Raw genomic sequence first — 23,846 nt, 5'->3', positions numbered from 1 at the left:
ATTGTGTCAGATTGAACCGACTTCTCACACAACACGAACAAACGGGAAAGAGGATTCCAGACATGGTACAAACGAAAATTCTACCCGCAGCCGACAATGCATACGAATACCCTCTTCTGATCAAACAATTGCTGCTTTCAGGGCCGAGATATTCTCCCGATCAGGAAATTGTGTATGCCAACCGCAGCCAGTACACCTACACCGATCTTGTGGAACGCATTCACCGCCTTGCTAACGCTCTCACCGATGCAGGCGTGAAACCGGGCGATACCGTGGCCGTTATGGACTGGGACACACCCCGCTACCTGGAATGTTTTTTCGCCATTCCCATGATCGGTGCAATATTGCACACCATCAACGTGCGGCTTTCACCGGAGCAGATTGTCTACACCATAAACCACGCAGAGGACGACGTGGTGCTGGTGCACGACGACTTCATTCCTCTCCTTGAGAGTGTCCGAGGCGACATTAAAACCGTCAAAACCTATATACAGCTCACGGATGAAAAAACCGCGAAGGACACAACGCTCGATACCATCGGAGACTATGAAACCCTTCTGGCGGAAGCATCGACAGAATTCGAGTTCCCGGATTTTGACGAGAACAGTGTGGCGACCACCTTTTACACCACCGGCACCACCGGCAACCCCAAAGGTGTGTTCTTCAGCCATCGCCAACTGGTTTTGCATACGCTGGCAATGACCGGCTCACTCTCTGTTTACGACGAGATGCCGCTGCTGCGCTCGTCATCCGTTTATATGCCAGTGACTCCCATGTTCCACGTGCATGCCTGGGGTGTTCCCTACGCCGCTACCATGATGGGTATAAAACAGGTGTATCCGGGCCGCTATGAGCCGGAGCTGCTGGTTGAGCTGATCAAGGAACACAAGGTGTCTTTCTCACACTGTGTGCCAACCGTCATGCAGATGATGATGGGCACAGAGGCCATCAAAACTGCGGATCTGAGCAACTGGCACGTTCTGATCGGCGGCAGCGCGATGACAAAAGGCCTGTGTGATGCCGGTGCGAAGCTGGGCATCCGTATGTACTCCGGCTATGGCATGTCCGAAACCTGCCCGCTGCTCAGCGCCACCCACCTCAAGCCGGAAGATCTGGAACTGCCGCTGGAACAGCAGACTGCCAAACGCATCAAGACCGGCATTGCGGTGCCCATGGTGGAACTGGAAATTGTTGATACCTCCGGAAACCCGGTAGCCCACGACGGCGAAGCCAAAGGCGAGATTGTTGCACGGGCGCCCTGGCTCACTCAAAGCTACATCAAAGAACCGGAAAAGGGCGAGGAGTTGTGGGAAGGCGGCTGGCTGCACACCGGTGATGTTGCCTCCATGGAACCGGATAACACGCTCACCATCAAGGATCGTATCAAGGATGTGATAAAAACCGGTGGCGAGTGGTTGTCGTCCCTGGATCTGGAAAACCTGATCAGCCAGCATTCTGCGGTCGCAAGTGCTGCCGTTGTGGGTATTCGCGATGAAAAATGGGGCGAGCGGCCGTACGCTCTGGTTACCCTCAAGCCGGGTGAACAGGCGACCCTGGAGGACATCCAGAACCACCTGCAGCAATACGTGGACAACGGTGAAATCAACAAGTGGGCAATTCCGTCACAAATCGATTTCGTCGATGACATTCCAAAAACAAGTGTTGGCAAGATCAACAAAAAGCTGATTCGGGATCAGATCCAGTAACCTGTCCCGAAATCGCACCGAAACACTGGCCCGCAAGGTTTTGCTGCGGGCCAGTGTTGTTTGTCATCGTGCAAATCGCCCAGGCATGACAAGGTTTATTGCGTCAGGAAAAAGCGCTATATCCCCGAAAACGCAAAATCCACCTCGGGCTTCCTGCCATCAACAATATCGGCCAGCGCGGCAGCGGAGCCACAGGAGTGTGTCCAGCCCAGGGTGCCGTGCCCGGTGTTCAGATACAGGTTGGCGAAATGGCTCTTGCCCACGTAAGGCACGTTGGAAGGGGTTGCGGGGCGTAATCCTGTCCAGAACTCAGCCTGGTCCCAGTAACCCGCCTCAGGCATTATCTCTGCGGTTCTGCGCACAATGGCACGGCAACGGGTGTAGTTCAGGGTGCGGCTGTAGCCGCTCAGTTCGGCGGTTCCGGCCACGCGGATACGATCACCGAGCCGGGAATATACCAGTTTGTATTCGTCATCAGTCAGGCTGACATTGAACGCTGCTTCCTCATTTTTCACCGGCACCGTAATGGAATACCCCTTGGCGGGATAAATATTCAGAAACAGCCCCAGCTGCCGGGCCAGCAATGCGCTGAAACTTCCAAGGCTGAGCACGTATGCGTCGGCACGCAATGTCTCATGATGGCCGTTCTTGAGCACCTGCACCCCCAGAATACGCTCTCCCGCGCGCTCAAAACCCAGCACCTGTGTGCCGTAACAAAACTCAACGCCGGCCACCCGGCAACGCTCCGCCAGAGCCTGGGTAAACTTGCGGGCGTCTCCGGATTCGTCTTCCGATGTGTAAGTTGCGCCCGCTATTTTGTGCTGAATGGGTTTAAGCGCCGGCTCCAGCTCTACTGCCCGGTTTGCGTCAATAACCTGGCGATCACACCCGAGCTCGCACATGATGCGAGTCGGTTCAAGAGCGGCATCGAATTCTGCCGGGTTGGTGTAAAAATGCAGAATGCCCTTTTCCAGATGATCATACTCAAGCCCGGTTTCCTGGCGTAAAGCCTGCAACTTGCCACGGCTGTAGGTGCCCAGGTTTACCATCTGGCGGATGTTATGGGCCGCTTTTGCGGGGGTGCACTGGGTCAGGAATGATATCGCCCAGCGCCACTGGGCGGGATCGGGCTTCGGGCGGAACAGCAGCGGCGCATCTGCCCGAAACAGCCACTTCAGCACTTTCAGGGGTGCAGAAGGATTAGCCCAGGGCTCCGCATGGGAGACTGAAATCTGCCCCCCGTTCGCATAACTGGTTTCCAGGCCCGCCTGGCTCTGTCGGTCCACTACCGTTACCTGGTGCCCCTGCTTCTGCAAAAACCAGGCGGTGGTTGTCCCTACAACTCCCGCGCCTAAAACCAGTATATGCATGCTTTTCTCCTGTTGATCCAACTTCAGCCACCGGCGCGTTTTACCACCCAGCCTTTCTGTTCAAGCAGGGGGACCAGCAGATCGCGCTGGTCACCCTGGATTTCAACCACACCGTCTTTAACAGTACCACCGGTTCCACACCTGGCTTTAAGCATCTTTGCGTAGGCTTTGAGCTCTTTCTCATCCATGGGGATGCCGGTAATCAGTGTGACGCCTTTGCCTTTGCGCCCTTTGGTTTCCCGACTCACCCGCACAATGCCATCGCTTTCCGGGCGTTGAGCCTGGCGGCAGGTGCAATCTGCAACAGGGTTCCTGCATTCAGGGCACATGCGCCCCTGTTCGGTTGAAAACACCAGCCCACCTGAAGATTGCTTTGCCATTTACCCTCCGTATCCGTACCCCCCGGGCTCCAGTTAACCGGGGGATGTTCATTCGGCTGAACACATGAAAGCTGCCGTTTTTCAGTCCCGACCGGGAGGATACTTGCTGAACATTTCTGCGACCACTTCATTCACCAGTTTTGTACGTTTTTCCGGTGACTGGTCTTCGTTCAGGTAACGGCGGCTGGCAGCGCGCCACACAACTTGTTCCGAGCTTCTGTCTACCAGCTCAACCACCAGTTTTCCTTCTTTCACTTCACGTACCGGTGGCGGCGCAGCCAGTCCCCAGCCGAAGTTGCCCGTGCCGAAGCCCAGTCCAAGCCCGACCCCTGACTGTTCAAGGCGATCTTCTTCCACAATCCGCCAACTCACCAGAAGGTCGGCTTTTTCAGCATCTACCTTGCTCATGGCTTTGCCATTCAACTCCCGCTCAATCGCATTCCGGACCCGGTTTCCATCCAGCGATACGAAGGCGGAATTATCGCTGACGGGCGCAAAAGCCCAGGACGAATAGTTATCGAAAACCGCGGCAGAGTTGTAATCTGTCACCACGTTGCTGGCACAGCCTGCCATGGCCAGAGCCACCAGCGCCACAATCAGAAAACGGGCCATCATATGCTCCTCAATGTCTCAAAGACTTTGTACCAGTATACGCACAAGACACTTACCCGATGTGCATTTGGCGGTTCAGGTTTCAAAACTGTAATCCAGTTTATGGGCTTCGCAAAAGGCCACGAAGGCCCCGGTTTGATCGTCCGGCACAAGTACCCGTGCAGCCACTGAAGCGCCGTAAGTGATTGCTGCCAGCTGGGCTCCGTTAACATCACACCAGTGTCGAAGCGGCTGCTCGTCTGCAAAGCCCATGACAAGGTTCATGGCGCACACAGGCTTGTGGAACGCCCGCCCAACTTCTGAAAGAACGCTCTCTGCCGCCCCGGCATAGGCCCTTACAAGCCCGCCCGCACCGAGTTTGATACCGCCAAAATAGCGAATCACCATAACCAGCACATCCCCCATATCCTTGTGCTGGATCACATTGAGGATTGGCTTGCCTGCAGTTCCGGAGGGCTCTCCATCATCGTTCATGGCGGCTTCCGCTGCGGAGCCCGGGCGCCCGATCTGGTAAGCCCAGCAGATATGGCGCGCATCGGGATGATCCTGATGCGCTTTTTCCAGCCAGTCTTTTACCTCATCCCGGGTAGTCACCGGCGCAACCCGGGCAATGAAGCGGCTTTTTTTCACTTCCGTTTCCCGCTCCAGATAACCGGCCGGGACCGGATAGTCTTTTTTCATATAGGGCCTGCAGTTCTCATTAATCGACAGCAAATACCGGTAACCGAACCAGAATCTGCAACCCACCCCGCTCACTGTTGGCTGCGGTGATTTCGCCATCGTGGGCCAGAATGATGTCCCTGGCAATCGCCAGCCCCAGGCCCCAGCCTTCTCCTCCCCGCGACTGGTCGGCGCGGAAGAACGGCTCAAAAAGGTGTTCAAGAATTTCATCGGCAACGCCCGGCCCTTCGTCTTCAATCGTCAGGCATATCCAACCCTCAGACAGGGTAAGCGCAATATGAATCACCTTGCCCGGCGGAGTGTGGTCCAGGGCGTTTTGAAGAACATTATCAAAAGCCCGCTGCAACAGGCCGGCATCCCCCAGTACAGTCACGCCACTGCTTTCCGGCATGGAGTCCAGCTTGCAGTCCACTCGCCGTTGTTCGGCATAATCCGCCGCATCGCGTAAAACGTGATTCAGCAGACTCACTGGCCGCACAGGCTCCCGCGCAAAATCCCCTCCCAACTCGGTAACCCGGTACAGGGTCAGTATCTGGCCGGTCATGATGTCAAGACGTTCATTCTGGCGCAGTATGCTAGCCATCAACTCATCGTCCACACCACCTTCACTGGCAAGTTCGATGGCAATGCGCTGGCGCGCCAGAGGGGTTCGTAAATCATGGGAAATGTCGCGCAGCAGATGTTTTTGCCGCTCCAAAAGCGCGCAAAGCTGGTCCGTCATCGCGTTAAATGCCCTCGCCAGCTGCCCCACTTCGTCCCGTCGGGCCGCTATGCGCTTATCGACCCGCAATTCTGTATTACCGCCGGCGATAGCCTGCGCAGTGGACTCCATATGCCGCATGGGCCGCGATACAAAACGCGCAATCAGCCAGCAAGCCAAAGTGATCAGAACAAATGCCAGCCCCATCTCCATAAGCCGGAAAACACGAGGTTCCAACCAACCTTCTCCGTGCATTCTGGGCCAGGCAATCAGGCGGTATTCTTCACCAACATTCACAATGGCGGGCTTTTGCCGATACCATCCTGATTTGAGCCGGGAACGGATAGCCTCAGGCAAACGTTCGTCATTATCGGAACCAATTATCATCAGGTGCAGCCCCAGCTCGTCGCCCTGTGATCTCAGGAACCTGTGAGCGTCGCGGCGGCCACGGGAATCAAGGATAGAGGCCACCTCAAACCCAAGATCCCGCAACTCAAGCTGGCGCTCAATGCCGGCACGCTCACGATCCAGCAAGAATCCGGATGCCAGGCCGCTTACAATGATTGCCGCCGCCATAGCCAACCAGATCAGCAGGAAAATCCGCCAGAAAAGCGGCACTGTCAGCCGCTGCTTCATACCGGCACCCGATAGCTGTAGCCAAGACCACGCACCGTTTCGATTCGGGGTGGGTCTTCATTGCCCAGCTTCTTGCGAAGATTACTGATGTGCATATCCAGAGTACGATCAAACGCTTCCAGACGGCGACCCAAAGCCCACTGCATCAGATCCGCCTTTCGCACAACACTGCCCGCATGGGCCAGCAGCACCTGCAGAATCTCGTATTCGGTGGCGGTCAGCTCCAGTGGTTCGTCATTCTGGTAAATGCGACGGTGGTCCAGCTCGATTCGCAGATCACCATAGTGCCTGGCTTCCACCGCTGTTGCCTTCTGATCCCACGCCACCCGGCGCAATATGGCCTGAAGCCGCGCTGCCAGTTCACGGGGGTTACAGGGTTTGGGAATGTAGTCATCCGCACCGACTTCAAGCCCCACAATGCGATCTGTTTCATCACCCCGGGCGGTCAGCAACACCACGGGCAGATGCGTCGCCGAGCGCAGTTCACGCAACACCTCAAGGCCGTTGATATCAGGCAGCATGATATCCAGCACAACAATATCGCAATGCTGCCCGAGCGCCAGTGCCAGGCCATCTTTGCCGTTAGCCGCTTCCCGCACCGTAAATCCCTGGCCACTCAAGTAGCGCGCCAGCAGCTCACGGAGCTCGTCATCATCTTCTATCAGAAGGACTCTGTTCTGCATGGTTAGTCTCAACCCGGATTGACTCAATCGATGCCCGAAGTCTAACACGGGCCCCGGAACCTGCTGAGCCGGGCCTGCATTCCTTTGCAGAACCTTTACATACCCTTGACGCTCGTTTACCAGGACGCCAGCTACCATAGCGGTGAATCATGCTTCTGGCACAAACAGCCAGACAACACCGTCACTGAAAGAGGAAATACCATGAGCAAACATAAATCATCCATTCTCACCGCCGGCCTTCTGGCTTCCGCCCTGTTCGCAGCCAGCCCTGCCCTGATGGCAGCTGACTCTTTTGGGAACTACGGCGAGGGACCGCGCGGTAATCAGCGCGATATGACAGAAATGTGCGACAACATGCGCGACGGTAAAGGGCCTTTCAACAGAGAAGAGCGGCGGGCGCAGATGGCCGAAAGGCATGAAGCCATGGCGGAGCGACTGAAACTGAACGATGAACAGCGCGAAATCTGGAACGAGATTCGCGAGGAAAGGCGCCAGCAACATGACAAACGTATGGAACAAATGCAGAAAAAGATGAAAAAGCGATGCGATAAGTGGAAATAATGATTATTGGCCGGGTTCTGACTAACGACTGGAAGTATGCACGGCTCGTCATCTTCTTCAATCCGTATTACCCGGCCTTGTTTCCCCGCACCCATTAACTGATACTGGAGATAGCCCCATAATGTTGCCAACGACGGCATCCGGCATTGCATGCCGCCTTTGCAATACCTTCACTCGCCACAGACTGCCGTTCACTTTGTGTTTGTAGCCGGAAAGATGATGGCACCAAATTACGAAACTGCGCTCGAAACGTGGTTTCACCACAAACGGACTTATTAGAGGTATTATCATGGACTCACGTAAACCAGCCATTGTAGCCGCCAGCATTCTTGCTTCCGCCCTGTTGCTATCCAGCCCGCTAACTATGGCCCAGAGCCAGAAAAATGAAGGCCGGAATAACGAGGCTCAGCTTCAGCAAATGCAGGACGAACGCCAGCAAATGCAGGAACAACGCCAGCTAATGCGGGAACAACGTCAGCAAATGACCAACAAGCAGATGGCAGAACGCCAGTCTCAGCGCCAGGCAGAGCGACAGCTTGAGAAACTCGAGCTCCAGCAGGAAATGGCAGAGCGCTACGAAGACGTCGCCAATCGCATGAACCTGACCAGCGAGCAACGCAAGGTGTGGGATGAATTCGTAAGAGAAAGGGCGATTGAAAGGCAACAGCGCCTGATAGACAGGCAGGTAGAAATGCAGGAGCGCAGACAGCAGAGACAGCAATAATCCTGCTGGCGTGATCGCACGGCTACCATGTCCGAACCCCGCTTTCACAAGCCCCTGGAGATGACTCATGGCCCGGCAGACTGCCGGGTCACTGTGTGTTATTCGGTTAACAACATTGCCCGATCCGACTGGCAGCGGCTAGCGGACACCGGCAACCCTTTTCTGCGATACGAGTTTTTCCAGGCCCTGGAGCAAACCGGCTGCACCAGCGCCACCACCGGTTGGCAACCCAGCCATCTGGTGATCCGTCAGCACGGCCAGATAACCGGCATTATCCCCGCTTTCCTGAAAAATCACTCCCGTGGCGAATACGTGTTCGACTTTGCGTGGGCCGAGGCTTATCGGCGCTATGGCCAGCCCTATTACCCGAAACTTCTGATTGCCATTCCTTTCACACCGTCCCAGGGGCCGAGATTACTGCTGGATCCGCAACTGCGTGATGAGCTGGACGCCAAAGGACTTCACGATCTTCTGGACCAGGTGATCGCGCGCCTTGGCGCTCACTCATGGCACCTGCTGTTTCCCGGTGCAGAGGATCAGCAACTGCTCCGACATGATGAGCAGCTGCACCGCCTTGGCTGCCAGTTCCACTGGCACAATCGTGGCTACGAATGTTTCGACGACTTTCTGGGTGAACTTACGTCCCGCAAGCGGAAATCCATCCGTAAAGAGCGTCGCCAGGTCGCCGGGCAGGGCATCACCTTCATCCGGTTCGATGGCGCCGACGTTCCCGACCACGTTCTGGCGGCTTTTTATGTGTTCTATCAAGCCACTTATCTGAAACGCGGGCAACGGCCTTACCTGACCCGTCAGTTCTTCCAGCAGATTCGGCAGACCATGCCCGAACATCTGCACCTGATCATGTCGGTAAAGGAAGGGGAAATGATTGCCGGCGCCCTGTTCCTGAGCGGGCGAAATACTCTCTACGGTCGTTACTGGGGCTGCCTTGAGGAGTACAACCACCTGCACTTTGAGACCTGTTACTACCAGGGCATTGAGCTGGCCATCGAACTGGGCCTTCAAACGTTCGATGCGGGTGCCCAGGGCGAGCACAAGCTGGTGCGGGGATTCGAGCCGGTGCTCACCCATTCATGGCACGGGATCGCCCACCCGGGATTTCATGACGCTATTGATGCCTTTACCCGGGAGGAGGCGGAACAGGTGATGAGTTACTTTGAAGACGCCAAAACAGTGCTTCCATTCCGGCAAAACAACGGAGCCTGAGAGGCCAGCCTGCGGGCCCCGTCCGGCTCCATATTCCGGTCAGTTGTCTTTGATACGGAAACCTATTTTCAGGGACACCTGATAATGGCCAACCTTGCCATTCACAATGTGCCCCCGGGTTTCCGTCACCTCGAACCATTCCATATTGCGGATGCTCTTGGCCGATTCGGCGAGGGCATTTTCAATCGCACCCTCAATGCTTGTTTCAGACGAACCTACAATCTCGACCTTTTTGTACACGTGGTTATCGGACATACCAAAGTTCCTTGTGCTCGGTGGGTTTCACCAAAAGCCTAGGAGAGAAGCCGGTGCCCGGCAAATTACGGTAATTTAGTCTTGAGCGCCTAGACGGGCGGGGTGGGCAAGTATTCCCAAAAACCGCTGTGAATACGTCCTTGTATGCTTGGCTCCGCCCTCCCTGGCTCCGCACATTTTTGGGAATACTTGCCCACCCCGCCCTGGCTCGCAGGTATACTCAGGGCCTCAAGACGCGGCAAACTCCAGGTACCGGCTGGCCGCCTGCTTTTTTTCATCCTGGCTGTTCAGTAGCTCAAGACGTAGCCGGTCAATAATGCGCATGTATTCATCCAGGGGCGAGTCTGATTTGCCGAGATCTCTGGTCTCTTCAATAAACGCCTTTTGCTTTTCCCGGATCTCATTGAGCTTTTCCAATGCACCACGAATGACCTCTATACGCGCACCCAGCAATCCGCCAACGTTGCCGCTCTGCCCGCCCCCATCACCAGCCGGACGGTTGAGACGCTGTTCTGCCGGGGGGACTTCCGCAGTCTTCTGCTCAGCCAGGGTGAGTTCTTCGAGTGTGCGAACTTCACCGTCTGTCGTCAGGTAGATGCCTGACGCCTGAATTTGCCCCAGGGGAATGCCCTGACGACTGGTCAGGGTGAAGCTGTCTTCTGTGCTGCCTACATACAAAGCCTGAACACCCACCTCCTCAAGCGACTTCAAGGCCTGGGATCCATCGGCGGTCTGTACCCACACGGAAAGCGCTGAAAACACGTCGTCGTTGGCATCGATCCATTGGTTGCCGTCGTTATCAAACCTGGCCAGTTCGCCGAAGCCGGAACCACTTGCGGGGCCAAACAGTTCGGTGCCGTCATCCACCTTACCGTTGCCGTTGCGGTCAAACACCAGATAGCCACTGCCGCTGCCCAAGGTAGCGAACTGACCGGTTTCGCCGTTTCCATTCAGATCGAACTCGAACAGAGTGTCGGTGAGCCGGGCGGTCGTGCTGCCAAAATTGATGACCAAGGGGTCGGTCATCGGGCGTTCTTCAATGCGCAGGCTTTCGGAGTATTCGTAAGTTCTGGATTGGGATTGGCGCAGCGACAGGGTGAAATCAATGGTTTCGCCATTGTCCAGTGCAATGCTGCCGGTAGAGGCGAAGGAACGGGTTTCGCTCTCGGAATAGAACATGTAGCGACTTGCCTCAATGGCCATATTGCCTTTCGCCTGAGTGCCAGATTCGCCTGCCAGTGCAGCCCGACCTACGCTAAGGGCCTGCTGGCCACGCAGAAACAGCCCGGTGGTTTTCTCCGCCAGTTCGGCACTGGTATATACCGAATTCCGATCGCCACCACTGACGGTGCCGGAACTTGTGTATCCAAGTCGTTCCTGGTTGCTGTAACGATAAGCCGCATCCCGGGATATCGTTAGCTGGGTGCCACCATCCTGACCTTCCGGACGAACACCAGGCAGCGACTGCCCGTTAACCCGGAGCTGGCTCTGGCTGAAAGCCGTTTCCTGGCGGGAGCTTCCCTGAAGAAAGGAAATCTGGCTGGACACGATCATGGCGCGGGCTTACCTCTGAGTTCCTTGATTAACTACCCTCTTAACGACTGAGGCAGGCGGAACTTGAGTGTTTTTTGTGCAAGCACCCGGCTCGCAAGCTATCCAGGTATCGTCTGGAACAGATACCGGACAAGCGCAGCGGCGAGAATACCTGCTGCAATCGCCGGCAGCGGCTTTCGGAGGACAAGCATGGCAACGGCAGTCACCGAGAGAGCTGCGAGCGCGCCCGCATCACCACCAAAGGCCATGGGAACGATGATGGCGATGAGCACGGAACTGGCCATGGTGTTGATAAAGCTCTCAATACGAGGGCTAATGCGCACAAAAGACATGATAAACACGCCCCCGAACCGGGTTACCAACGTGACCAGTGTCATGATAACGATCAGCGCCAGAACGCCGGTTGTGGTGGTTTCGATGGTCATGCCGGCTCCTCCCCGGCACGTTCATCAACCGGCTTTTTTTCAAGCCAGAAGAAGCCAACCACACCACCGGCAAGGGCGCCGGCGACCACGTGGGTGTTGGCGGGCAACCACTTCCAGGCCGCCAGTGAAGCAACCGCCGCCAGCGCCCAGGCCACCAGGACACGGGGGTTCTTCTTGCCACCCAGTGCCATGGCCAGCAGGAAACAACCCAGCACCATGTCCATCCCGAAGCTTTTCGGGTTCTGTAAAAGCCCACCGAAATACGCACCCAGCCAGGTTCCGACGATCCACGCCAGCCAGAGCACAAGCCCGCCACCGAGAATCACCTCCAGGTTACGTCTGCCGCTTTGATATTCCTGGGCAGACACAGCCCAGTTGGCATCCGTAAGGAGCAGAAGCAGCCCATACCGTTTTGCGGGAGCAACGTCCCTCAGCATGGGGTAAAGCGAGGCCCCCATGAGAAGGTGGCGGGAGTTGATGGCAAACACCACAACCATAACGGGGATGACCGGGACTTCCGCTCCCCACATATCAATCGCAGCAAACTGTGACGCACCGGCAAACACCAGGGTACTCATCAGCAAGGATTCGAGAGGCGCCAGCCCCTCCTGCGCGGCGGCAAGACCAAATGCAGCGCCGAAAGCCACCACGAACAGGGAAATAGGAAACATCCGGACAAGTTCGGAACGAACCTTCGCGGGCTGGAACTGGTAGGGATATGACGTATTTTTCATCTAGGCAAGCTAAGGAAATTTCCCGGGCGCGCGTATAGGTAGTTTCCGCAGTGACACGCTCACGCGTGAGTTATTGATCTCCCGCCAGGTTTTTCAAGCTGCAGCCGATAAACAAAAGCTATTGATTGCAGGCCAAGCTGATTTTGCAATTGACCTCGCAGATTACAACGATTAGTTTACTCCTAGCCCGACTTGGTAAAGGCAATCCCTTTCAGAAGCCAGGGCACCTGAAATCGAAAGACCGGCCACAAGCCGGACGACAAAAACAACAGCGCCACTGCTGCCGAGATCCGGCTAGGTGGAGAGGATTTCAAAATGCTTACTTCAGCACGTCTGCAAGGCGTCTTGTGCAATGCACAGCAGCGCCCGCCCGATAAGATCATCGCCTTTCAATTCCTTATCGCTACGCCCATTCAAGCCAGGGAAGAGAGGTGACTCCCCATGACTGTATTCAGCCATCCCGAATTCGATAACCACGAACATCTGTCTTTTTTCTGTGACCCCGAAACCGGGCTCAGGGCCATTGTTGCCATTCACAACACCTCCCGCGGGCCCGCTCTCGGCGGCTGCCGGATGTTTCCCTATGCCAGCGATGAAGAAGCTCTGCGCGATGTACTGCGCCTGTCACGGGGCATGACCTACAAATCTGCGCTTGCCAACCTGGACCTGGGTGGCGGCAAGTCGGTCATTATCGGCGATCCGCGCAAGCAGAAAACCGAAGCCCTGCTGGAAGCCATGGGGAAGCACCTGGAAGGGCTCGGAGGCCAGTACATTGCCGCAGAAGATTCCGGAACCAGCGTACCCGACCTGAAAGTGATGGGCCGGCATACCCGGCACGTTGCCGGTATTGTGGAACGCACCGCATTCGATGGCCAGACCAGCAATGGGGACCCCTCCCCCACTACAGCTTATGGCACTTTTATTGGCCTGAAAGCTGCCGTCAGGCACAAGCTTGGCCGTGAGGATCTGACCGGACTGAAGGTTGCCATTCAGGGCGTTGGCAACGTGGGTTTCCGGCTGGCGCGCCACCTTAAAGACGCCGGCGCCGAACTCTGGGTCTATGATATTCACCAGGAGAACATGCAGCGGGCTGTAGACGAACTGGGCGCTCATGCAGCATCGGCCGAGGACATTCTGTTCCTGCCGGTAGACGTTGTTGCCCCTTGCGCCATGGGTGCCGTACTCAACGACGACAGCATTCCCCGATTGCAGGCAAAGGTTGTTGCAGGCGCGGCAAACAACCTCCTGCAACAGCCGCATCACGATCAGGCACTGAAAGACCGGGGTATCCTCTACGCACCGGATTTCGCCATTAATGCCGGTGGCATCATTGATGTGTTCTATGAGCGCTCGGGGGCTTCACCGGACGTTGTTCGAGAGCACGTGGAAGGCATAGGCCAGACCCTTGCCGAGATCTTTACGCGTTCCGATAACAGCGGCATTCCAACCGGAGAGATTGCCAACACGCTTGCTGAAGAGCGTTTTCAGGCGCGTTCGGGCAAAGCAAAAAAAGGTCACGATCAGCTCGAGGGCGTGTGACGGTTTTTCGGTACTCACTCTGAGGAGTCGTGACCGGATCACGGCTCCTGCCTCTTCAAACAAAAACAAGTATCTTGCAGGAGACAATCATGTCTGAATCCAATGCGTCCTATTCCGGGATAATGGAAGGCTCAAACGCCAAACGGGGGCTCTGGTCTTCCCGCCTGGCGTTTATTCTTGCGGCCACGGGTTCTGCCGTCGGCCTTGGCAACATCTGGAAGTTCCCCTATGTTACCGGGGAAAACGGCGGTGGCGCCTTTGTGCTCGTTTACCTTCTGTGCATCGCGGCGATTGGCTTGCCTATCATGATGGCCGAAGTGCTGATTGGTCGCCGTGGTGGCCACAGCCCGGTTAACAGCCTGAAAGCCATCGCCAGGCACGACAAACTGAGCCCTGCCTGGTGGATGGTCGGGGCACTCGGTGTTATCGCCGGCTTTCTGATTCTGTCGTTCTATTCAGTCATTGGTGGCTGGGCTGTGTCCTATGTCGGTACAGCGGCAAGCGGACAACTGACGGGCCAGTCAGCCGACGCTATCGGCGCCATTTTTTCCGACCTGCTGGGTGATCCGATCACCTTGTTGGTGTGGCACACCCTGTTCATGGGCCTGGTAATGCTTGTGGTGGCCAAGGGCGTTCGTTCCGGGCTTGAGCGCGCGGTCAGCATCCTGATGCCAGCCCTGTTCCTGCTGCTTCTCACGGTTGTTGGCTACGCCATGACCACCGGCGAGTTTGGTCGCGCTGTCGCCTTCCTGTTCCAGCCCGATTTTTCCAAACTCACCACCGCGGGTGTACTGGTGGCACTGGGGCACGCCTTCTTCACCCTGAGCCTGGGTATGGCGGTAATGATGGCTTACGGCTCCTATCTGCCAAAGAACATATCCATTGCCAAAACCTCCATCGCCGTTTGTATCATTGATACGGCTGTCGCCCTGCTTGCCGGCCTGGCCATTTTCCCGATTGTGTTCGCCAACGGCCTTGAGCCAGGCGCCGGCCCTGGCCTGATTTTCCAGACCCTGCCACTGGCATTCGGCCAGATGCCCATGGGCAGCCTGTTCGGAACCCTGTTCTTTCTGCTGCTGATCTTTGCCGCCTGGACATCAGGCATTTCCCTGCTCGAGCCCATCGTGGAATGGCTGGAAGAACAAAAAGGCATGAACCGCACCGTCAGTACCCTGGGTGCGGGATTCGTGTGCTGGGCGCTGGGTATCGCCTCGATCCTTTCCCTGAACCTGTGGTCGGATTTCGCGCCACTGGGCTGGATCGGCATGCTTGAAGGAAAAACCATCTTCGATCTGCTGGACTTCTTTACCGCCAACATCATGTTGCCCCTGGGCGGCCTGCTGGTTGCAGTGTTTGCCGGCTGGGTGATGTCGCGCAAGGCCATGGAGGATGAACTGGCACTTTCAGCGCCCATGTTCCGCCTCTGGTACATTACCGTGCGCTACATTACGCCGGTAGCCGTAGGAACTGTATTTGTATACAACCTGATCGGAGCCTGAGCAACGCCTGGTATGATGCCAGTCTGCAACTCATCGGGGAGGCTCTCAGGGCCTCCCCGATAAACGTCCTCAGAAAAAAATCTGTCTCCGTTTTCCGCTGGTGTATCCTCTTCTCAGATTCACCCGCCAAGGAGCTCCTTTAACGTGTCAATTCCACCGACAGAAAGCTGGACCCTATTGCAGGGTGGTCTGGTTTTTCTGATGTGTGCGGCCATCATCGCGGTTGCCGGAACCCGTATCACACGGGTTGTCGACCAGTTGGCTGACCGCACCGGAATTGGCGAAGCGGCCGCAGGTGCCGTGCTGCTGGGCGCGTCAACGTCCATAGGCGGCTCGGTTCTCTCGGTCACTGCCGCATGGAATGGCCATGCCGAACTGGCGATCAGCAACGCGTTGGGGGGCATTGCTGTACAGACATTTTTCCTGGCGGTTGCGGACATGGTCTATCGCCGGGCCAACCTGGAACATGCCGCGGCGTCGGTTCCGAATATGATGCAAAACGGGTTGCTGATCTGCCTGCTGGCACTGATCCTGTTCGCCCCCTACCTGCCAGACGTTACTGTCGGTGGGGTTCATCCGGTAACAGCGGTTTTGCTTGCAGTCTATTTCTACGGCATCTATCTGGTGCGCGCGGCATCAGAATCGCCCATGTGGCTACCCTCCATCACCCGGGAAACCCGTGAAGACAGGCCCGACGACGTGACGACAATGCCTCCGTTGCCTCGCCTTTGGGTTGAGTTTCTGGTGTTAATGGCAGCTATGGGTGTCGCAGGCTGGGCACTGGAGCCGGCGGCCACGGTGATTGCCAACAGGACGAATCTGACACAGACCGTGGTTGGTGTGCTGCTAACCGCCGTTAGCACCTCGATTCCCGAGCTGGTGACATCGGTTGCTGCGGTTCGCCGTGGGGCACTCACTCTGGCGGTAGGCGGAATTATTGGCGGTAATGCCTTTGACACTCTGTTCACTGCTGCATCGGACATAGCCTACCGGGACGGGTCTATCTACCATGCGATGCCCGAGGATTCAAAATTCTGGGCAGCCCTTACGCTGCTGATGTCCGGCGTATTGATGATGGGGCTGATCCGTCGGGAACGTCAGGGATTCGGCAAGATCGGCATGGAAAGCACGGTCATTATGGTGCTGTATGTTTTCGGGGTTGTCTTGCTGCTTGGTGATGTCCAGGCTTCAGGTTAGTCGGACCTCCGGGCCGGACGGTCAGGAACCGTCTCGCCCGCTATGAAGTTGGTTCATAACTGATCAAGGGACGCCTCCAGGGTCTCTCCGATTCGTGCATTCAGCTTCAGGTCCGCCAGCGCTTCTGCACGCGTCCGGCCCAGATTAAGGGTGGCAACCGGCTTGCCGAATTCTTTGGCGTAGCGGCAAAAGCGGAATCCCGAGTACACCATCAGTGACGAACCGATCACCAGCAATCCATCGCTGGCTTTTAGAGTATCAATTGCTGAACTCACCCTTTGCTTTGGCACATAATCCCCGAAAAACACCACATCCGGCTTCAGTATGCCACTGCACAGGGGGCAATCTGCCAGCCGGAATCCTGAAAAATCCACTTCCAGATCCGCATCGCCATCCGGCGCGGTGTCAGCCTGGTACTGCCGGTAATCCGGGTTGAGATCGGCACAGCGCGCATGCACTTCATCCCGGGGGCATCGATAGCCACAGCTCATGCACAGCACTTCATCAGCGCGGCCATGCAGGTCGCTCACTGCCCGGGTGTCGGCTTTCTGGTGCAGGCGATCGACATTCTGGGTAACCACCAGGCTTGAGTGGTTGCGCGACTCCAGTTCGGCGATGTAATAGTGGGCGGGATTTGGCGTGGCGTTACGCATGACCGGCCAGCCAATCAGGCTGCGCCCCCAGTAGCGCTGGCGGGTCTGGAAGTTTTCCATGAAGTCCCGGTGCTGAACCGGCTGCTTGCGCTTCCAGGCGCCTTCGCCATCGCGGTAATCGGGAATGCCGGAATCTGTGCTTACGCCAGCTCCGGTGAGGATCATCAGTTTCGGGTAGCGCCGGATAAATTCGGCCAGTAGTTCCCCAGCGTGCTCCGGTTTATGCACAGCAACAGGCTCACTCAGCTCTGGCAAGCGCTGATCCGCGCTGAAGGGACGAGTTCGGTGGGTGGTTACTGACATGCAAACTCCGGCTGATTCAGCCCGGTTTACGGGCAACATAAACGGTATTGAAAGATTCCCGGTTCTGGAACGGGTTGAAGAAGTTCACCAGGTGACACTCGACGTCGGTGAACACTTCCCGTAATACATCCATGAATACGTTATCTTCGGCCTCATTGGACCACATGGCAAAGGTACCACGGGGTTTGAGTTGCCGGGCCATGCGACTGATATTTTCGGTGGTGTAGAAGCTGGCATTGGAAGCGTTCAGCAGGGCGCGGGGCGAATGGTCGATATCCAGCAGGATGGCATCGAACTGTTTGCCTGGGGCTTCGGGATCAAAGCCACCGCTCTCGGGTTCGGCATTGGCCAGATCGAAGAAGCTGCCGTGGATGTAGCGGCTGCGGGGGTCTGCGTTGATGTCTTTGCCAAGGGGCACGTATTCTTGCTGGTGCCAGCGGATAACCGGTTCGAGGTATTCGACAATCAGCAGCTCCGCTACCCGTTGGTGTTTGAGAGCTGCCACGGCGGTGTAGCCGAGTCCCAGGCCGCCCACGACGACGCTGAGGTTGTCGCCTTCGGTTTCGTTTAGCCCAAGATCTGAGAGCGCGACTTCGGCATCCACAAACATGCTGGACATGAGAAACTCTTCACCGAGTTTTACTTCGTAAATGTCTCTGTCACCCAGTGCGGGGATGCGCCGGCGCCGGAGTGTGATTTCGCCGATTTCGGAGGGCTGGCTATCAATTTGCTCGAACAGTCTTGCCACTTTGGTGCCTCTTTTTCTTTGCTTTGACCTTTGTCGTGCCTGCATTAGATCGGCACTGTGCAAGCACTGGTGGGGGCCCCTCTCCCAAAAAACGCTGTGAATACGTCCGTGTACGCTTGGCTCCGCCATCCATGGCTCCGCACATTTTTGGGAGAGGGGCCCCCACCAGCGCAACTGTCTACTCCCCTGGATTCTCTGTTGCCTTCATACATCCGGCCAAAATATCCCGCATTTTCTCTGCACCAAGCTTGTTCATCAGCTCAATATTCCTCGGGGGTATCCCATCTACATCCGGATGACTATCAATTGCCGCTTCCAGGCTGGCTTCCCGCAACAGGTGAAGCATGGGGAACGGGGAGCGATTGGTATAGTTCTCGGCGGCATCCGGTGTTGTGCCAGCAAACTGGTAGTCCGGGTGGAAACTGGCGATCTGGTAGATGCCTTCCATATCCAGATAAGTCAACAACCCGTCGGCAGCGCTCAGTAATTCGTTGTAGTCAGTAAAGTTCTGGAGCACGTGCGGATGAATCAAAAGCGTGGTTTCGATTTCCGGTTCATCGTCCAAACGCAGGAGTTCTGTTTGCAAGGCCTGGAGCAGTGACTCTTCGTTGTCGGCGTCTGTTACCACAAACCGAACCCGGTCTCTCACCAGTTCCCGTTTGGCGAACGGGCACAGGTTGTAGCCAACAACAACGTCTTCGACCCATTTTCGGGTAATTTCTACTAAAGCTGACTCATTCAATGGGTATTCCTTGTTTAGTTGGATTTACCCGAGAGGTTCGAATCGGGCAGACGGGCAGGGCTGTCCAAAAATGTGCGGAGCCATGGATGGCGGAGCCAAGCGTACAGGGACGTATTTACAGCGTTTTTTGGACAGCCCTGCCCGTTTGCCCAGCCACCGAAGCAATTAATAAATCCTAAATGTACCCCTGGCTCCGAAGATAATCATCATAAGTCCCGCTAAAGTCCGTAACACCCGAAGGCGTCAGCTCAATAATCCGAGTGGCCAGGGAAGACACAAACTCACGGTCATGACTCACGAAAATCAGTGTACCGGGATAGTTCTCCAGCGCCAGGTTTAACGCCTCGATGGACTCCATGTCCAGGTGGTTGGTGGGCTCGTCCAGCAGCATCACATTGGGCTTCTGCAGAATCAGCTTGCCAAACAGCATGCGCCCCTGCTCACCGCCGGAAATAACCCGCACCGATTTACCAATGTCATCGCCGGAAAACAGCATACGCCCAAGGGTGCCGCGAACCAGCTGCTCTCCGCCTGTTGTCCATTGGGCCATCCAGTCTGTGAGCGAGTCGTCTGAATCAAAGTCCGCACCGTGGTCCTGCGCGTAGTAGCCCACTTCTGCACTGTCCGTCCATTTCACCTCACCACTATCCGGCTCATAAGCCCCAGCCAGGCACTGCAACAACGTGGTTTTACCAATACCGTTGGGGCCGATGATCGCCACGCGCTCGCCGGCTTCGATCTGCAGGTTCAGCCTGTTGAACAGGGTATTTCCATCGAACCCCTTGGTCAGGTCGCGAACGGTTACTGCCTGTCGGTGCAGCTTCTTGCCCTGTTCAAACCGGATAAACGGGCTGACCCGGCTGGAGGGTTTCACTTCTGCCAGCTGGATCTTGTCGATCTGGCGGGCGCGGGAGGTGGCCTGTTTCGCTTTCGAGGCGTTAGCAGAGAAGCGGCTGACAAACTGCTGCAGCTCTGCAATCTGGGCCTTTTTCTTGGCGTTATCCGAGAGCATGCGCTCGCGGGCCTGGGTGGCGGCGGTCATGTATTCATCGTAATTGCCCGGGAACAGCCTCAGCTCGCCGTAATCCAGGTCAGCCATGTGGGTGCACACGCTGTTCAGGAAGTGGCGGTCGTGGGAAATGATGATCATGGTGCTGCTGCGGGCCACCAGAATGTTTTCCAGCCAGCGGATGGTGTTGATGTCCAGGTGGTTGGTGGGCTCGTCCAGCAACAGCACATCCGGATCGGAGAACAGTGCCTGGGCCAGCAATACCCGAAGCTTCCAGCCCGGTGCCAGGCTGCTCATGGGGCCTTCGTGCTGTTCCAGGGGAATATCCAGGCCCAGAAGCAGTTCGCCGGCGCGGGATTCGGCGGTGTAGCCGTCCATTTCTGCGAACTGCACTTCCAGATCCGCCACTGCCATGCCGTCTTCTTCGCTCATTTCCGGTAGCGAATAGATGCGGTCGCGTTCTTTTTTCACGTTCCACAGTTCTTCATGGCCCATGATCACAGTGTCCATGACGGAACAGGTCTCGTAGGCAAACTGGTCCTGCCGCAGTTTGCCCAGGCGCACGTTCGGCTCCAGCATCACCTGGCCCGCAGAAGGCTCCAGGTCGCCACCGAGGATTTTCATCAGGGTGGATTTGCCGCAGCCGTTGGCCCCGATCAGGCCGTAGCGGTTGCCGTTGCCGAACTTGGCGGATACGTTTTCAAACAGGGGCTTGGCCCCGAATTGCATGGTGATATTGGCAGTAGAGATCAAGAAACAAACCTGTATATGTGGGGGCCAGCGCCGGGCCGGCTAGAGAAAGCGCGCATTGTACAGGTTTGCGGTGGTAACTGTGAGACCGCAGAAACCCCCATAAAAAGGGCTTGCCTCAAGCGCAGGGTAAGGGCAGCATTCCCCCTCTGAGGTACCCATTCATTTTATTCAAGGACAATCACCATGACACAGGCAACCGCACGCCACATTCTGGTAGACAGCGAAGCAAAATGTGAAGAGCTGAAAAAAGAAATCGAAGGTGGCAAGGATTTCGCCGAAGTCGCGAAGCAGCACTCCTCCTGCCCGTCCGGCCGTAACGGCGGCGACCTGGGCTCATTCGGCCCCGGCCAGATGGTTCCGGAGTTCGATAAAGTGGTCTTCAGCGGTGAAGTCAACAAGGTTCTCGGGCCGGTGAAAACCCAGTTTGGCTATCATCTGCTGGAAGTGACCAGCCGCAGCTAAGAGATCTTCAGTCGCGAGCACAGGTAATCCCCTGCAGCGAACGATTGACTGGCTCCTGAAATAATCAGGAGCCAGTCTCTCAGGCGATAGCACTCTTCTGAGCGCCCGTCCTACTTTTGCGGGGCAAGAAACCGCGCCATCTGGTTACCAATGGATTCAATCGGGTCGGTAATCGCCTGCTGAATACTCCGGGTCACACTTTCTGAAAATGCGGAACCCGGGCCGCTTTCCAGGAAGTCGATATACAGCCCCATCTCCTGGATACTGATTTTTTCGTAGGTGTGCAGGTAGCTGTCATACACCTGCTGCTCAACAATACCCCGGATTTTACCGCGCTGGCTTTCAATATTCCGTTTAAGCTCATCATAGTTGGCCGAATCGTTGCTGAACGCCCCCATGGCGGTTGCCAAGCCAAGCTGTACGGCAATACTGGTATCAACAGCGCTTTCAGTGGCCCGTGCTGCGCGGTCGAACCGCTCGAACATCTTGGCGCGATCCGTGCCTTTATACTTTTTGTTCAACTCCGGAGCCCTGGCCTGGATCTGCTGCCAGGTGGCGGGGTCAGAAGCCGCGATTTCCGCCGCCGAGATTTTCCGGGCCACCGGCGTCTGGTACCAGCTTTCTACGGCTGCAAGCTGCTTTCCGGAGAGGTCGCGCTCCAGATTATTCACAATTTGCTGCTCTATATCCGCCGCACGAAAGCTGTTGGTAACAATATAGCCGATGGTATCTGCAACCATGGGCGGGAGTTGCGGGTTGCGCTTCATGCCTTCGCGAATGCCCTCACTCATCATGGCGGGGTAGCGATCCACAATGTCGTCGATGGGCGATGCCGACAGAACCTGCTGGGCGCTGGGCGCAGCCATGGCTGGGCCGGCCAGAAAAAGACCGGTGATTAAAAGAGGTTTAACTAGGGTGCCAAGCTTCATTTCACTATCATCCTGTTTGATGGATGCTGCGTTTATGACACGCGCACCCTTCCCTGAGCAAGCAATCCATGGGTTCCGGAGATGACAGTTTGGTAGGGAAATTCTGGAGGCCTGTTGGTCCGCGCACAAGAAAGCGCCCGGCTCGCCGTGCCCGCTGGCGATCCCGCCTGAAATGGTACGGGCTTCCCGTGCTGGGTTTGGTTATTGGCACCTGGGCAACACTGCGCTTCAGCCTGCTTGCCCCGGATCCGCCCGTTAATCCCGACGATCTGTGCGATATTTTTCGCGAGCACACCGTGTGGTACGACTACGCAAAAGACTCCCAGGAACGCTGGGGAACACCCATTGCCACCCAGATGGCCTTTGTATACTACGAGTCATCATTCCGCAGCCACGCCCGGCCACCGAGAACCCGGCTTTGGGGCTTCATACCCTGGACCCGACCAACCACAGCCTACGGCTATGCACAGGCACTGGATCCCGCCTGGGGAGAATACCTTGCAGCCAACGGCGATGGCCTGTTTACGGTGCGCACTGACATGGAGTATGCGCTGGATTTTGTGGGCTGGTACAACCACCTGACCCACCGCCAGCTTGGTATTCCCTTCCATAACCCGCGCCAGCTTTACCTGGCCTACCACGAAGGCCGTGGCGGCTACGCTCGCAGGACGTTTGAACGAAAACCTGCTGTTACAGCCCTGGCGTCACGGGTTCAGACGCGCGCTTTCCGATACGACAACCAGCTCAAGGCCTGTGAGCAGGAATTCCAGTGCTGGCGCTGGTATCAGTTCTGGCCGTTCTGTGGCTGACACGGTGGTCATGGTGTCGGGCTGAACTCGATTGCCGACGCCTGGGCCCGCAGCCGGTCAACCAGAAACTCCATCACAATACGAACCCTGGCCATTTGCTGCGTGTCCTGGTTTACATGCACCCACAGGTCGACACTTTCGCCTTCAAGCGGGTCTGAAAGACGGCGCAGTTCTTTGGTGCCTTCCCCCAGATAACACGGCAAAACTGCAAGCCCGGCCCCTGCACGGGCCAGGGCATGCATGGCGTGCAAGCTGTTACAACGGATAACAGATGTGGCGTTCTTCAGGTGTTTGCGATACCACCGACCGGTGGCGAGGTGGCTGAAGGTGTCATCCGGAATGATCCAGAGGCAGTCTTCGGGGTGGTTCTCGATATCCATATTGCGGTGGCGCCGGCAGTAGCTGGCGGAACCGTATACCGCAGACTCGATCGCCGCTATTCGCTCGCCCTCCAGCGTTGCCTGGGGTTTGTTCTCGGGGCGCAGGGTAAGATCCGCTTCCCGGTGCGTAAGATTGGTCACGTCGTTATCGGTGAGCACTTCCAGTTCAATATCCGGAAACTCCCGCACCAGTTCAGCCAGAACCGATCCCAGCAACTCGCTCATCATGGTGTCTTCGGCGGCCAGGCGCACCTTTCCTACTGGCGCAGCATCCTGCCCCACCAGCTTGCGCTCGAGATTTTCCATCTCTATCGCAAGCTTTTCGGCATCACGGAAGGCCGTTTCTCCTACCGGAGTGAGCTTCAGTCCGTCCCGGTTGCGCTCGAAAAACTGCACCCCCAGCGATTCTTCCATCTGGTCCAGCCGGCGCAGAACCGTGGTTTGATGCACGCCCAGTATTTCTCCGGCTTTTGCGAGAGTTCCACCTATTGCCAGAGCATGTATATATCGAAGATAATCCCAGTCCATAGTTACTGCATATTTGCAACATGAGTACGGAGTTTAACGTATTCACACTG

At 56.5% G+C, this 23,846-nt stretch carries 25 protein-coding genes; 9 read left to right on the top strand and 16 right to left on the bottom strand.

Going from position 1 to position 23,846, the window contains the following annotated elements:
- The first annotated feature begins 62 nt into the window (after positions 1-62).
- On the top strand, positions 63-1,706 hold the full coding sequence (locus tag CDH48_RS01700; RefSeq protein WP_100686969.1) for a fatty acid--CoA ligase: 1,644 nt from the start codon (positions 63-65) through the stop codon (positions 1,704-1,706).
- A gap of 116 nt (positions 1,707-1,822) precedes the next feature.
- On the opposite strand, the gene CDH48_RS01695 is transcribed toward CDH48_RS01700, so the two are convergent.
- The 6 genes from CDH48_RS01695 to CDH48_RS01670 form a co-directional block, all read right to left on the bottom strand.
- A complete protein-coding gene (locus tag CDH48_RS01695) occupies positions 1,823-3,076 on the bottom strand; it encodes a D-amino acid dehydrogenase (RefSeq protein ID WP_100686968.1) in 1,254 nt (417 codons plus the stop codon).
- Positions 3,077-3,099: 23 nt separating this feature from the next.
- Positions 3,100-3,456, bottom strand: a complete 357-nt coding sequence (locus CDH48_RS01690; RefSeq protein ID WP_100686967.1) for a translation initiation factor Sui1 — start codon at positions 3,454-3,456, stop codon at positions 3,100-3,102.
- 81 nt (positions 3,457-3,537) lie between these two features.
- Positions 3,538-4,068, bottom strand: coding sequence for a DUF4136 domain-containing protein (locus CDH48_RS01685; protein WP_100686966.1), 531 nt, complete (start codon positions 4,066-4,068; stop codon positions 3,538-3,540).
- Positions 4,069-4,143: 75 nt separating this feature from the next.
- Entirely contained in the window at positions 4,144-4,749 is a 606-nt protein-coding gene (locus tag CDH48_RS01680) for a YigZ family protein (RefSeq protein WP_100686965.1), read from the bottom strand.
- Positions 4,750-4,768: 19 nt separating this feature from the next.
- The gene (locus CDH48_RS01675) at positions 4,769-6,085 is read right to left on the bottom strand and encodes a sensor histidine kinase (RefSeq protein ID WP_100686964.1); all 1,317 of its coding nucleotides are present in this window, start codon (positions 6,083-6,085) and stop codon (positions 4,769-4,771) included.
- A complete protein-coding gene (locus tag CDH48_RS01670) occupies positions 6,082-6,768 on the bottom strand; it encodes a response regulator transcription factor (RefSeq protein ID WP_100686963.1) in 687 nt (228 codons plus the stop codon). Before CDH48_RS01670 ends, CDH48_RS01675 begins: the two co-directional genes overlap by 4 nt.
- A 201-nt stretch (positions 6,769-6,969) precedes the next feature.
- On the opposite strand from CDH48_RS01670, the gene CDH48_RS01665 reads away from it, so the two are divergent.
- From CDH48_RS01665 to CDH48_RS01655, 3 genes are all read left to right on the top strand, one after another.
- Positions 6,970-7,329, top strand: coding sequence for a hypothetical protein (locus CDH48_RS01665; RefSeq protein ID WP_100686962.1), 360 nt, complete (start codon positions 6,970-6,972; stop codon positions 7,327-7,329).
- Positions 7,330-7,618: 289 nt separating this feature from the next.
- A complete protein-coding gene (locus CDH48_RS01660; protein WP_100686961.1) occupies positions 7,619-8,053 on the top strand; it encodes a hypothetical protein in 435 nt (144 codons plus the stop codon).
- A 27-nt stretch (positions 8,054-8,080) separates the two neighbouring features.
- Positions 8,081-9,277: a GNAT family N-acetyltransferase gene (locus CDH48_RS01655; RefSeq protein ID WP_100686960.1), complete on the top strand. Its 1,197-nt coding sequence runs from the start codon at positions 8,081-8,083 to the stop codon at positions 9,275-9,277.
- Positions 9,278-9,316: 39 nt separating this feature from the next.
- Here the strand turns inward: CDH48_RS01655 and CDH48_RS01650 are convergent, their stop codons facing one another.
- From CDH48_RS01650 to CDH48_RS01635, 4 genes are all read right to left on the bottom strand, one after another.
- The gene (locus tag CDH48_RS01650; RefSeq protein ID WP_100686959.1) at positions 9,317-9,532 is read right to left on the bottom strand and encodes a dodecin; all 216 of its coding nucleotides are present in this window, start codon (positions 9,530-9,532) and stop codon (positions 9,317-9,319) included.
- A 228-nt stretch (positions 9,533-9,760) separates the two neighbouring features.
- The gene (locus CDH48_RS01645; RefSeq protein ID WP_100686958.1) at positions 9,761-11,086 is read right to left on the bottom strand and encodes a hypothetical protein; all 1,326 of its coding nucleotides are present in this window, start codon (positions 11,084-11,086) and stop codon (positions 9,761-9,763) included.
- Positions 11,087-11,184: 98 nt separating this feature from the next.
- Positions 11,185-11,511, bottom strand: coding sequence for an AzlD family protein (locus CDH48_RS01640; RefSeq protein ID WP_100686957.1), 327 nt, complete (start codon positions 11,509-11,511; stop codon positions 11,185-11,187).
- Positions 11,508-12,245: an AzlC family ABC transporter permease gene (locus tag CDH48_RS01635; protein WP_100686956.1), complete on the bottom strand. Its 738-nt coding sequence runs from the start codon at positions 12,243-12,245 to the stop codon at positions 11,508-11,510. Before CDH48_RS01635 ends, CDH48_RS01640 begins: the two co-directional genes overlap by 4 nt.
- A gap of 441 nt (positions 12,246-12,686) precedes the next feature.
- Between CDH48_RS01635 and CDH48_RS01630 the strand changes: the two genes are divergently transcribed.
- From CDH48_RS01630 to CDH48_RS01620, 3 genes are all read left to right on the top strand, one after another.
- Positions 12,687-13,784, top strand: coding sequence for a Leu/Phe/Val dehydrogenase (locus CDH48_RS01630; RefSeq protein ID WP_100686955.1), 1,098 nt, complete (start codon positions 12,687-12,689; stop codon positions 13,782-13,784).
- 89 nt (positions 13,785-13,873) lie between these two features.
- Positions 13,874-15,283, top strand: coding sequence for a sodium-dependent transporter (locus CDH48_RS01625; protein WP_100686954.1), 1,410 nt, complete (start codon positions 13,874-13,876; stop codon positions 15,281-15,283).
- A gap of 144 nt (positions 15,284-15,427) precedes the next feature.
- Positions 15,428-16,480 carry a sodium:calcium antiporter gene (locus CDH48_RS01620; protein WP_227520877.1) on the top strand — a complete coding sequence of 351 codons (1,053 nt, stop codon included), beginning with the start codon at positions 15,428-15,430 and terminating at the stop codon, positions 16,478-16,480.
- Positions 16,481-16,533: 53 nt separating this feature from the next.
- Here the strand turns inward: CDH48_RS01620 and CDH48_RS01615 are convergent, their stop codons facing one another.
- The 4 genes from CDH48_RS01615 to CDH48_RS01600 all read right to left on the bottom strand — a co-directional run bounded on the left by CDH48_RS01615 (position 16,534) and on the right by CDH48_RS01600 (position 20,688).
- A complete protein-coding gene (locus tag CDH48_RS01615) occupies positions 16,534-17,436 on the bottom strand; it encodes an NAD-dependent protein deacetylase (protein WP_100686953.1) in 903 nt (300 codons plus the stop codon).
- 16 nt (positions 17,437-17,452) lie between these two features.
- Positions 17,453-18,184 (bottom strand): polyamine aminopropyltransferase, encoded by a 732-nt coding sequence (locus CDH48_RS01610; protein WP_100686952.1) that lies wholly within the window; start codon positions 18,182-18,184, stop codon positions 17,453-17,455.
- Between the two features lie 178 nt (positions 18,185-18,362).
- Positions 18,363-18,926: a DUF1415 domain-containing protein gene (locus tag CDH48_RS01605; RefSeq protein ID WP_100686951.1), complete on the bottom strand. Its 564-nt coding sequence runs from the start codon at positions 18,924-18,926 to the stop codon at positions 18,363-18,365.
- A 175-nt stretch (positions 18,927-19,101) separates the two neighbouring features.
- Positions 19,102-20,688 carry an ABC-F family ATPase gene (locus CDH48_RS01600; protein ID WP_100686950.1) on the bottom strand — a complete coding sequence of 529 codons (1,587 nt, stop codon included), beginning with the start codon at positions 20,686-20,688 and terminating at the stop codon, positions 19,102-19,104.
- A gap of 183 nt (positions 20,689-20,871) precedes the next feature.
- Between CDH48_RS01600 and CDH48_RS01595 the strand changes: the two genes are divergently transcribed.
- Positions 20,872-21,150, top strand: a complete 279-nt coding sequence (locus CDH48_RS01595; protein WP_303596297.1) for a peptidylprolyl isomerase — start codon at positions 20,872-20,874, stop codon at positions 21,148-21,150.
- 110 nt (positions 21,151-21,260) lie between these two features.
- Here CDH48_RS01595 and CDH48_RS01590 read toward each other — a convergent pair whose 3' ends face one another.
- Positions 21,261-22,016 (bottom strand): DUF2059 domain-containing protein, encoded by a 756-nt coding sequence (locus CDH48_RS01590; RefSeq protein ID WP_227520876.1) that lies wholly within the window; start codon positions 22,014-22,016, stop codon positions 21,261-21,263.
- A 251-nt stretch (positions 22,017-22,267) separates the two neighbouring features.
- Here CDH48_RS01590 and CDH48_RS01585 point away from each other — a divergent pair, with 251 nt between their 5' ends.
- Complete coding sequence (locus CDH48_RS01585; protein ID WP_100687193.1) at positions 22,268-22,888, top strand: transglycosylase SLT domain-containing protein; 621 nt, start codon at positions 22,268-22,270, stop codon at positions 22,886-22,888.
- 8 nt (positions 22,889-22,896) lie between these two features.
- Here the strand turns inward: CDH48_RS01585 and CDH48_RS01580 are convergent, their stop codons facing one another.
- Entirely contained in the window at positions 22,897-23,796 is a 900-nt protein-coding gene (locus CDH48_RS01580) for a LysR family transcriptional regulator (protein WP_100686947.1), read from the bottom strand.
- Positions 23,797-23,846: the final 50 nt, after the last annotated feature.

This window comes from Marinobacter aromaticivorans (assembly GCF_002806975.1).
Lineage (GTDB): Bacteria > Pseudomonadota > Gammaproteobacteria > Pseudomonadales > Oleiphilaceae > Marinobacter > Marinobacter aromaticivorans.
This window is presented reverse-complemented; position numbering and strand designations above follow the sequence as displayed.

What these genes read in the sequence shown, in the direction of transcription:
- CDH48_RS01695 (WP_100686968.1), bottom strand. Translation starts at nt 3,076, where the DNA reads ATGCATATACTGGTTTTAGGCGCGGGAGTTGTAGGGACAACCACCGCC.
- CDH48_RS01590 (WP_227520876.1), bottom strand. Translation starts at nt 22,016, where the DNA reads ATGGCTGCGCCCAGCGCCCAGCAGGTTCTGTCGGCATCGCCCATCGAC.
- CDH48_RS01700 (WP_100686969.1), top strand. Translation starts at nt 63, where the DNA reads ATGGTACAAACGAAAATTCTACCCGCAGCCGACAATGCATACGAATAC.
- CDH48_RS01680 (WP_100686965.1), bottom strand. Translation starts at nt 4,749, where the DNA reads ATGAAAAAAGACTATCCGGTCCCGGCCGGTTATCTGGAGCGGGAAACG.
- CDH48_RS01595 (WP_303596297.1), top strand. Translation starts at nt 20,872, where the DNA reads ATGACACAGGCAACCGCACGCCACATTCTGGTAGACAGCGAAGCAAAA.
- CDH48_RS01635 (WP_100686956.1), bottom strand. Translation starts at nt 12,245, where the DNA reads ATGAAAAATACGTCATATCCCTACCAGTTCCAGCCCGCGAAGGTTCGT.
- CDH48_RS01685 (WP_100686966.1), bottom strand. Translation starts at nt 4,068, where the DNA reads ATGGCCCGTTTTCTGATTGTGGCGCTGGTGGCTCTGGCCATGGCAGGC.
- CDH48_RS01670 (WP_100686963.1), bottom strand. Translation starts at nt 6,768, where the DNA reads ATGCAGAACAGAGTCCTTCTGATAGAAGATGATGACGAGCTCCGTGAG.
- CDH48_RS01690 (WP_100686967.1), bottom strand. Translation starts at nt 3,456, where the DNA reads ATGGCAAAGCAATCTTCAGGTGGGCTGGTGTTTTCAACCGAACAGGGG.
- CDH48_RS01580 (WP_100686947.1), bottom strand. Translation starts at nt 23,796, where the DNA reads ATGGACTGGGATTATCTTCGATATATACATGCTCTGGCAATAGGTGGA.
- CDH48_RS01615 (WP_100686953.1), bottom strand. Translation starts at nt 17,436, where the DNA reads ATGTCAGTAACCACCCACCGAACTCGTCCCTTCAGCGCGGATCAGCGC.
- CDH48_RS01625 (WP_100686954.1), top strand. Translation starts at nt 13,874, where the DNA reads ATGTCTGAATCCAATGCGTCCTATTCCGGGATAATGGAAGGCTCAAAC.
- CDH48_RS01675 (WP_100686964.1), bottom strand. Translation starts at nt 6,085, where the DNA reads ATGAAGCAGCGGCTGACAGTGCCGCTTTTCTGGCGGATTTTCCTGCTG.
- CDH48_RS01665 (WP_100686962.1), top strand. Translation starts at nt 6,970, where the DNA reads ATGAGCAAACATAAATCATCCATTCTCACCGCCGGCCTTCTGGCTTCC.
- CDH48_RS01650 (WP_100686959.1), bottom strand. Translation starts at nt 9,532, where the DNA reads ATGTCCGATAACCACGTGTACAAAAAGGTCGAGATTGTAGGTTCGTCT.
- CDH48_RS01640 (WP_100686957.1), bottom strand. Translation starts at nt 11,511, where the DNA reads ATGACCATCGAAACCACCACAACCGGCGTTCTGGCGCTGATCGTTATC.
- CDH48_RS01645 (WP_100686958.1), bottom strand. Translation starts at nt 11,086, where the DNA reads ATGATCGTGTCCAGCCAGATTTCCTTTCTTCAGGGAAGCTCCCGCCAG.
- CDH48_RS01660 (WP_100686961.1), top strand. Translation starts at nt 7,619, where the DNA reads ATGGACTCACGTAAACCAGCCATTGTAGCCGCCAGCATTCTTGCTTCC.
- CDH48_RS01655 (WP_100686960.1), top strand. Translation starts at nt 8,081, where the DNA reads ATGTCCGAACCCCGCTTTCACAAGCCCCTGGAGATGACTCATGGCCCG.
- CDH48_RS01630 (WP_100686955.1), top strand. Translation starts at nt 12,687, where the DNA reads ATGACTGTATTCAGCCATCCCGAATTCGATAACCACGAACATCTGTCT.